3 protein-coding genes are annotated in these 8249 nt (G+C 46.5%); all 3 read left to right on the forward strand.

The features are described 5' to 3' along the window. A partial coding sequence (locus ABZA00_RS15410) for a VCBS domain-containing protein (RefSeq protein WP_372883044.1) occupies positions 1 to 3052 on the forward strand: 3052 nt, incomplete at its 5' end. 3 nt (positions 3053 to 3055) lie between these two features. Beyond that, positions 3056 to 6349, forward strand: a complete 3294-nt coding sequence (locus tag ABZA00_RS15415) for an Hpt domain-containing protein (RefSeq protein ID WP_372883045.1) — start codon at positions 3056 to 3058, stop codon at positions 6347 to 6349. A 2-nt stretch (positions 6350 to 6351) separates the two neighbouring features. Continuing rightward, the gene (locus ABZA00_RS15420) at positions 6352 to 8112 is read left to right on the forward strand and encodes an EAL domain-containing protein (protein ID WP_372883046.1); all 1761 of its coding nucleotides are present in this window, start codon (positions 6352 to 6354) and stop codon (positions 8110 to 8112) included. Positions 8113 to 8249: the final 137 nt, after the last annotated feature.

The raw sequence follows: 8249 nt of genomic DNA on the forward strand, positions 1-8249 counted from the left end.
GAGCACTTACACGTTAACCCAGGCTGAAGTAGGCAAAGTCATTACCGTGGCAGCCAGCTACACCGATGCTGAAGGCACTGCTGAAAGTGTGGCATCTGCCGCAACTGCGATGGTTAGCAATATTAACGATGCGCCAGGCGGCTCGGTAACCATCACCGGCACGGCAAGCGAAGATCAAACTTTAACCGCGAATAACACGCTGGCGGATGAAGACGGGCTGGGTAGCATCAGCTATCAGTGGCAAGCGGACGGTGCCGATATCGTCGGCGCGACAGCGAGCACTTACACGTTAACCCAGGCTGAAGTAGGCAAAGTCATTACCGTGGCAGCCAGCTACACCGACGGTCAGGGAACTGCTGAAAGTGTGGCATCTGCCGCAACTGCAATGGTCAGTAATATTAACGATGCGCCAACCGTTGCAAATAGCATCACCGGACAGACGGCCATCGAAGACACTGCCTTTAACTTTCAGTTTGGCGCGGACAGCTTCAATGATCTGGATGGCGATAGCTTAACTTATACTTCGGATGCCGCTGGCTGGCTCAGTTTTGATGCCAGTAGCCGCACCTTTAGTGGCACGCCAGTCAATGCGGATGTCGGCACCACCACCGTCACAGTGACGGCCAGTGATGGCAACGGCGGGTCGGTGAGTAATAGCTTTGATATCGTGATTAGCAACACCAACGATGTGCCAGTGGCGAGCGATGACAGTGTCACCAGCGAAGAAAACACCCTGCTCAACGGCAATGTGCCGGCGGCAACGGATGTCGACGGCACGGTAGTCAGCTACCAACTGGTTGCTAATGTCAATGAAGGCAGCCTGAACTTTAACACGGACGGCAGCTACACCTTTACCCCGGGCACGGACTTTGATGATCTGGCCGCGGGTGCAAGCCGTGACGTGACCTTTACCTACACCGCGACGGATAACGACAGCGGTGTAAGCGCCGCGCAAACCATCACCCTGACCGTGACCGGCACAAATGATCTACCGGTAGCGAGCGATGACAGTGTCACCAGCGAAGAAAACACCCTGCTCAGCGGCAATGTGCCGGCGGCAACGGATGTCGACGGCACGGTACTCAGCTACCAGCTGGTTGACAATGTCAGCGAAGGCAGCCTGACGTTTAACGCCGACGGCAGCTACACCGTTACCCCGGGCACGGACTTTGATGATCTGGCCGCGGGTGCAAGCCGTGACGTCACCTTTACCTACACCGCCACGGACAACAACGGCGGCATAAGCGCCGCGCAAACCATCACCCTGACCGTAACCGGCAGCAACGATACGGCGATGATCACCGGTGATACGCTTGGCGAGGTCAGCGAAGATGCAACGACACCGACCCTAAGCAACAGCGGTACCCTAACCATCAGTGATGCAGACAGCGGCGAAGCCGTTTTTCAGACCACCGGGATTACCTCGAGCAGCAGTGCACTGGGCAGCTTGATCATCACTGCGGATGGCGTGTGGACGTATAACGTGGCCAATGCCGACGTTCAGTACTTAGGCGAAGGTGAGTGCAAAGTCGAAACCTTTACGGTGCGCTCAGTTGACGGCACAGCACACGATGTGACAGTGACCATCACCGGCACTAATGACACACCCGACATTATTGTACAATCGTCACAAGTCACTTTTATTGAGGGAGATGCACCTGTCAAACTTTTCCCTGTTGTGGAGATCAATTCTGTTGAGGCAGCTGAACAGCTTAACGCACTGACTATCATGGTCACCCAGATTTCAGATAAAGGTTCAGAGTTTGTGTTCATTGACGGTGCACGAATAGAGCTGGCAACAAACGCTTCCGGCAAAACGGATAGTTTTGCCTACAGCTTGCGTTATGATGCGGGTAGTGCCTTTATTGAATTGTCAGGGACGGGCGTCAGTCTGGACGCATTTGAGTCAATTTTGTCAAGCATTAGTTATACAAACAATAGCAACAGCCCGACACCGGGTGAGAGAACCCTTACCCTGATTAGCATCAATGAATCTAACAGCTTGGATCTCAGTGATTGGTTAATCGATCTCGGGGTTAACTCTGTGGTAAACGTTGAAGAAGTAGACTCTGCTCCTGTAGCAGAAAGCATTGAATTCAATGTGCTACAAGGTGGTGTACTGGAAGTCACTAAAAATACGCTAGCAGTTAGTGACAGTGACAGTAGCGCTGAAGAGATTGTTTACCATGTAGATACAATCACTAATGGTTACTTCACCTATGCGGATGACCTTGAGCAGGCATTATCATTGTTTACTCAATATGAAGTCGATACAGGGCGCATTGTGTTTGTTCATGATGGTAGTAGTTACGCGCCGAGTTTTGCACTCACCGTCTCAGATGGTAGTAGTTCGCTGGCTATCAATGCAAATGTAAATTTCCAGCTCAAGGCATCTGAAGCAGTCTATTTAAGTGATTTTGAGTCTGCCGACATCGACATTGGCAGACTGGATAATAACTATAAATATGAAGTTAGCGCTAACCAAACGCCAACAGAAAATAGTGGCAGCGATAGCCTGGAGAATAATCAGGAGAATAACCAGGATACCGCTCAACGGGCGCTAACTAAGCAGGCAACGTTTAAAGCGGTATCAGATACTGGCATCGACAGCCAAGTGAATAACCAGGATATCGACCAACCTGCAGCGACTAAACAAGCAGCGTTTAAAACGGTAATTGGGGACAAAAACGCAGGCCTTTCCCTTTTAAGGGAAAACATATCATCTGCTGAAGATAATATGCTATTGCTTCAATCAGCCGGCTTGGTAAACGAACTGAATAATCTTGAAAATCAAGCCCAGCTTACCCTGAATATGGAAACTATTCTGCTGGGCAGCGGTGTAGCCGTTTCTACCGGATTGTCAGTTGGCTACGTGGCCTGGCTGGTAAGAAGCGGCATTATATTGACAAGTGTCTTGTCATCTATGCCTGCATGGCGATTTATTGATCCTTTGCCGGTTTTGTCCAGCTTGATTTCAGCTAGTGGAGATCAAGAGACTCTCGAAACCATAGTGACAGGTGATAATAACAACAATGATAAAAAGGGAGAATAAGCTTTGTTCGATAAGCTGACAGGGAAGTGGTCTACACAGCTGAGAATTGTCATTGGGCAGATAAGTATCATAGTAAGTGCTACGTTATTCGCTGTATTCTTGGGTATTTTTCCAAACGAAGAAAATGTACAGCGACAAGGACGACAAGCCCTCGCTGAGTCTATTGCCGCCAAAGGTTCACTGTTCATCACTCATGACGATAGCAACAAAATGGAAGCCGTGTTGCAGTTTGTTGTGGCAAGAAACCCGGAACTTCTTTCTGCCGGGATCAGAAGAGGCGATACATTGCTGTTTGCGACTGCCAATGATCATGTCAGGCATTGGCACGCACTGGAAGCAGACCTTGCGAATAACTCCCAAGTCGTTGTGCCTCTTTGGTCCGGCGACAACCGATGGGGACAGATAGAGCTGCGTTTTTCTCCCATAGTTCCTCCCGGTATTTGGGGATTTTTCTCTAATCCGGTATTGCAGTTTACCGTTTTTATTTCAGTGCTGTGTCTGGCGGCTTTCTTTCTCTATCTGGGGCGCATGCTGAAACAATTAGATCCTTCCCAGGCCGTCCCGGATCGGGTACGTACTGCTTTAGACACCATGGCGGAAAGTCTGATTATATTAGATAAAAAGATGCAAATTGTGCTCGTAAATCAGTCATTTTCCTCATTGATAGATAGACCTGCCGAGGAGATGATTGGCCAGCATATTAACGGATTTAATTGGCAACGGGCACCTGAGCAGACAGATGACATTTCCGATCCTTGGGTTCATGCTATGGATGCTGGCGAAGTTGTGCTTAACCGCATGATGAAGCTCGAAACAGATGAAAACCATAGCAGAACCTTCATGATCAACTGCTCTCCCGTGCTTCTTCCCGGAGGTAAAGTGGGGGGCGTTATGGTCAGTCTTGATGACGTTACCGAGCTGGAGCAAAAAGAGATCGAATTGCGCTTAGCCAAAAATGAAGCTGAACAAGCTAACCGGGCAAAAAGCGATTTTCTTGCCAATATGAGTCATGAAATCCGAACGCCGATGAATGCGATTTTAGGTTTTACACAATTGATTATGCGCGACAAGAGTCATCTGCAAAACAGTCATATGAGTTATCTGAATACGATATCAAACAGTGGCGAGCACTTATTAGGGCTTATTAACGATATCCTTGATCTGTCAAAAGTCGAGTCGGGCAAGCTGGAAATAGAGATAATTGATTGCAAGCCGGTAAATTTAATCCATCAGATAGTACAGGTGATGCGCGTAAAAGCCGACGAAAAAGGACTTGCCTTTAATTTCGTAGCGAAAAGTAGCCTGCCGGAAGTGATAAAAAGTGATTCCGGAAAAATACGCCAAATCCTGACCAACCTCGCCGGCAACGCAATCAAGTTTACCGAGTCCGGGAGCGTCACTATTTTGGCACGTATGTCAGCAGACAATGAAGAAAGACTGATCATTGAAGTGACAGATACGGGGCTTGGTATGACGGAAGAACAGGCTGCATCAGTCTTCGATGCGTTTATACAGGCAGATAGTTCGATCACCCGGAAATTCGGTGGCACGGGTTTAGGCCTGTCAATCAGCAAGCGCTTTGCCAATGCGATGGGTGGAGATATTGAAGTTACCAGTAAAAAAGGAGAAGGTTCAACATTCAGCCTGATACTGGATATAGAAATTGCCGATAATACTAACTGGTTGACCATCGAAGATGTCAATTCGCTGGTGATCATTGACGATGAGAAAAAAGCTGATAATTGGTTGTTCCCTGCGGCTAAGGTTTTGGTTGTAGATGATGGCAATGAGAACCGCGAGCTGGTTCGCCTGGTATTGGAAGAGCAAGGTCTAGAAATTGTCACAGCAGTACACGGCAAAGATGGCCTTGAAAAACTGCATGAAAACAACTTTGACCTGGTACTGATGGATGTCCAAATGCCGGTTATGGATGGTTATGCCGCTGTTGAACTGATGAGAAAACAAGGCATGCTAAAACCCATTGTTGCGCTAACTGCCCATGCCATGAAAGGAATTGAACAGCGCTGCCTGCAGGCCGGCTATAGCCACTATATGACCAAGCCTATCGAGATCAATAAATTGCTCTCCTTAACAGCAGAATTGTTGGGGGCAAAGCCACAAACTGCAAGCATCGAAATAGCTACCGGTGATGACTTAGCAACCGGGGCCGCCCTCGAATCAGAAAGAAAAGTTAATAAACAACAGGTGCTTATATCAGATCTTATCAAAGATAGACCTCAGTTTAAGCCATTAGTTAAGCGCTTTATCGAGAAGCTCAATGAACAGTTAGATGAAGTTAAAGGTGCGGTCGATAGTAAAGAAATACAAGCAATAGCATCGTTTGCCCATTGGTTAAAGGGCTCGGGCGGAAGTGTCGGGCTACATGCCTTCACTGCCCCAGCCATAAAATTAGAGACGGCAGCCAAAAACGCTGAGCTGGAGATAATAAAGGCATTAATTGAAAACCTGGCATCTTTAGCGAAGCAGGCTGAACTTGGTTTGTCCACTGACTTCGAGTCCGCTGATTTCGAGCCAGGTCCGCGTAACGAGCCGCAAAAGATAACAGCAGGTAGTGCGGATACTCTGTGCTCTGAACTGTTAAGCAAAGGGCCGCAATACCGGGCAATTGTACAAAAGTTTGTCGAAAAATTACCGTCCAAACTTAAACAGATGGATGTCGCATTGTCGCAACGCAATATGTCACAGCTGGCAGAACTTTCTCATTGGCTCAAAGGTTCAGGTGGCAGCGTCGGCTTCTCGGCCTTTGTGGATCCGGCGAAAAAACTAGAGGCTGCAGCAGTAGATGGTGACCTTGATAGTGCGGATATCTACTTAACAGATATTATCACCTTATCTAACAGAATTGATGGCGTGAAGCCCAGTGACAATATACGAAAATCCCCCCCGGTGAACGGTGGCGAAAAAATAGAGAATAGCAACGAAGATAGCATGGATAACATGGATAGCGAAGACCAGAAAGATTGTTATTCGCCTGCTATTTATTCCAGTTTGCTTCAGGCAAACCCAAAATACCGGCCATTGGTTGAAAAACTGCACCACAAGCTATTATCCGTAGAAAAAGAGATGCAGGTCCAATTTGACAGCGGTGATTTTAAGACGCTGCAAGATTCAGCCCACTGGGTTAAAGGCTCTGCCGGCAGCGTCGGCTTTAACGAGTTTACGGTGGTCGCCGCTAAGTTAGAAAGCGCATGTCAGGGAAATGATGTGAAAATGGCAGGTAAATCACTGCAAAAAATTCGTCAAATGATTAAAAATATAGATCTGGGAGCAGAATAGCAATGCAGATAACCTACACCGCAAGTGAAGTTATGCAGAACGCACTTATTATGATGGTGGACGATGAACCGATAATGCTGGACCTGCTTCAGATGTTTCTTGAAGAGTATGGCTATAAACGATTTATCGGTTTGTCTGACTCAACACAAGCGATTTCCGAGATAAATAAGCAGCAACCCGATGTACTTTTGCTGGATCTGGTTATGCCTGATGTCGGGGGCTTTGAGATATTGGAACGGCTGCGCAGTAATCCGGAAACTCAGCACACCCCGGTTATTGTTCTTACATCGTCAAATAGTAACGGCACTATGCTGCAGGCATTAGCTTTGGGGGCAACAGATTTTCTTGCCAAGCCTGTCGACCAAAGCGAACTGGCACTTAGGTTGAGAAATACCCTCACATTTAAAGCTTATCAGGATCGATTAAAGTTTTTTGATGAACTGACGGGGTTGCCTAACCGTCGTAAGTTTAGTGAAAGAATAGGTAGTGCGATCACTGCCAGTTCGTATTCTGAGAATAATTTCTCAGTGGTCATTATAAAAATAGCAGAACTTAACGAATTAACTGAGACCTATGGCACCTCATTTCGGGATGACTTAATCAAGCAGGTAGCCGATAATTTATTACATTGTCTACGGGACTCAGATCTAATCACTCACGGTCTACCATTAGAATCGGCAAATGTAACAGCGCATGTTAAGAGTGACGCATTCTCGATTTGTCTAACACGCATAAATGGCAGTAGAGATGCAAGCTTAGTCTGTGAGCGTCTATTAAGCATGTTTGCTGCGCCGACGAAGGTTAATGAAACTGAAGTATTTCTAAATGTTGGCTTGGGAATATCGATATTTCCACAAGACGGGCTTGAGGCAGAACAACTGCTAAGCAAAGCTGAGGTCGCAGCGAACAAAGCGTTTTTGACCAATAATACAGGTTACCTATATTATTCAGAGCAAGAAAACAGGCAGCTACGCCGAGCAACTATGCTGCAGCAGGAATTGCGTAAAACCATTATAAGCGAACAACTTTATCTTCAGTATCAGCCTCAGATAGATACGCTATCTGAGAAGATTAAAGGAGCAGAAGCGCTGTTGCGCTGGGAACATTCCGAGATGGGAGTTATTTCTCCCGAAGAGTTTATTCCAGTTGCTGAAAATGCAGGTTTAATGAAAGAGATCGGCGAATTTGTCTTTCGTTTGGCATGCAGGCAATCAGTTGATTGGGAAAAACGGGGACTCAAGAATATGTCGATATCGGTTAACGTTTCCGGACAGCAGTTTAACAGCCCACTTTTTGCAGAAAAAGTTAAACAGGTATTACTGGAAACCGGCGCGAATCCGAAAAATATTATTATTGAAATAACTGAAAGCCTATCTTTGAGTGATCTGGATTTTACGCTTGAGGTTATCAATGCACTTCACAAATTGGATTTGGAGGTTTCAGTAGATGATTTTGGAACAGGTTACTCTTCGCTGAGTTACCTCAAGGACTTACCCATTGATGAACTGAAAATAGATAAAGCTTTTATCGATGGTATACCGGATACCAAAGGTGATAGAGCAATCGTTTTAGCTATCGTAACCATGTCTAAAGCTTTGGGGTACAAAATTGTTGCTGAAGGTGTAGAGAATAAAAGCCAATTTGAGTACCTGAAAGAATTAGGCTGCGACATCATTCAGGGATACTATTTTTCTAAGCCTTTAAGTCCCGATGATTTTGTTACCTATTGCGAAACACGTGAAATGGCAGTTTGCTTGTGTTGAAGCTCACCCAGCTAAAGCAAGGTGATTCTTGTCGTCAACGGTTTAGGCATTGCAACATTAAGTTGCGTTAGTCTTCTAAAACCTCTTACAAGCGTTTAACGTGTCGGCACTACCTGCCGCCACGAATTTTTAAGCAA

This window comes from Psychromonas sp. (assembly GCF_041586535.1).
Lineage (GTDB): Bacteria > Pseudomonadota > Gammaproteobacteria > Enterobacterales > Psychromonadaceae > Psychromonas.

Bases quoted from the DNA above. Each gene is read 5' to 3' on its own strand.
- ABZA00_RS15420 (WP_372883046.1), top strand. From the start codon at position 6,352: ATGCAGATAACCTACACCGCAAGTGAAGTTATGCAGAACGCACTTATT.